We start from the raw sequence: 1,664 nt of genomic DNA, 5'->3' as shown, positions 1-1,664 counted from the left end.
TTCCTAATCCTTGAGTAAGCGGTTCCGGTTCGTCCCGGCAGGGACTGTCCGGACTGTCGATGCGGTGGGTTTCGTGGTGGCTGCGTGGGCACCGGGCTGACTCCTGTTGGTTCCCGGCCCGTGAGGCCTTAAGAGAGAACGGTGGCGCCCGGTGTCTTCGGGTCGCCGCGAAACTCACCGGCCTGTGCTGGACGTTGATCGTCGTGGTGTGAGCCCGCCGCATGGCGATCCCCTTGTTGTCCGCGAGCCCTGGAGCTCTGGCGAAGACCGGGGCCCATGCGGTGCGCTGGTGCCGCGAACGGCTAGTGAGATGGCGGACCGTCGAGTCCTGGGATTAGGTCGCCGTGTGGCCCGCACAGGCTTGTCACCTGCGCAAACGCACGAGGATGGGAGACCGGTTTGACTGTGTTCTGCGGGATCGACTGGGCTGAGTCGCATCACGATGTGGCTCTGGTCGACCAAGACGGCACTCTGCTGGCCAAGCGCCGCATCAGCGAGGACGCGGCCGGCTACCGGCTGCTGCTGGAACTGCTGGCTGAGTACGGCGACAGTCCCGACGCGCCGATACCGGTGGCCATCGAGACCTCCCGTGGCCTGCTGGTGGCGGCCCTGCGGACCGGGAAGCGGAAGATCTTCGCGATCAATCCGCTGGCTGCCGCCCGCTACCGGGACCGGCACGGCGTCTCGCGCAAGAAGTCCGACCCCGGCGATGCTCTGGTGCTCGCGAACATCCTGCGCACCGACATGCACGCCCACCGGCCGCTGCCCGATGACAGCGACCTTGCCAAGGCCGTCGCCGTCCTGGCCCGCGCCCAGCAGGACGCGGTCTGGTCCCGCCAGCAGATCGGCAACCAGGTCCGCTCGCTGCTGCGCGAGTACTATCCCGTCGCTCTGGACGCCTTCCTGGGCAAGCAGGGCGGACTGGCCCGGCCCGAGGCCCGCGCCGTACTGGCCGCCGCCCCGACACCTCGCGCCGCGGCGCGACTGACCTTGCCGCAGCTGCGGGCCGCCCTCAAACGCGCCGGACGCGTCCGCGGCATCGACATCGAAGCCGAGCGGATCAAGACGGCCCTGCGCGCCGAGCAGGCCCATCAGCCGCCTCTGGTCGAGGACGCCATGGGCGCGCAACTGCTCGCGCTGCTCGGCCAGTTGGATGCTGCCTGCCGGGCCGTGGACGACCTCGCGCAGGCGGTGGAGGCGTCTTTTCTTCAGCACCCGGACGCTGAGATCATGCTCAGCTTCCCCGGCATGGGCGTCCAGCTCGGTGCCCGGGTGCTCGCCGAGACCGGCGATGACCGTGAACGCTTCGCCGACGCCCGCGCGCTGAAGTCCTACGCCGGCTCGGCCCCCATCACTCGCGCCTCGGGCAAGAAGCGGTTCGTCGGACGCCGCTTCATCAAGAACAACCGCCTGGCCAACGCCGGCCACCAATGGGCCTTCGCGGCCCTCAAAGCCTCGCCTGGAGCCGACACCCACTACCGGCGACGGCGCGAGCACGGAGACTGGCACGCCCAGGCCCAGCGACACCTGTTCAATCGCATGATCGGGCAGCTCTACCACTGCCTCCAGACTCGGCAGCCCTTCGACGAGCAACACGCCTTCACCTCCTCCTCAGCCGATCTCGCGGTCGCGGCTTGACTTCTTAGGGACGTGAGATGTCTCTC

Annotated in this window: 1 protein-coding gene; it reads left to right on the top strand. The window is 68.7% G+C overall.

What is annotated here, in order from left to right; all coding sequences use genetic code 11:
• Positions 1–399 precede the first annotated feature (399 nt).
• Positions 400–1,638, top strand: coding sequence for an IS110 family transposase (locus tag ACGFNI_RS35830; protein WP_393689928.1), 1,239 nt, complete (start codon positions 400–402; stop codon positions 1,636–1,638).
• Positions 1,639–1,664 lie beyond the last annotated feature (26 nt).

It is taken from the genome of Streptomyces sp. NPDC048644, assembly GCF_043199105.1.
GTDB lineage: Bacteria > Actinomycetota > Actinomycetes > Streptomycetales > Streptomycetaceae > Streptomyces.
This window is presented reverse-complemented; position numbering and strand designations above follow the sequence as displayed.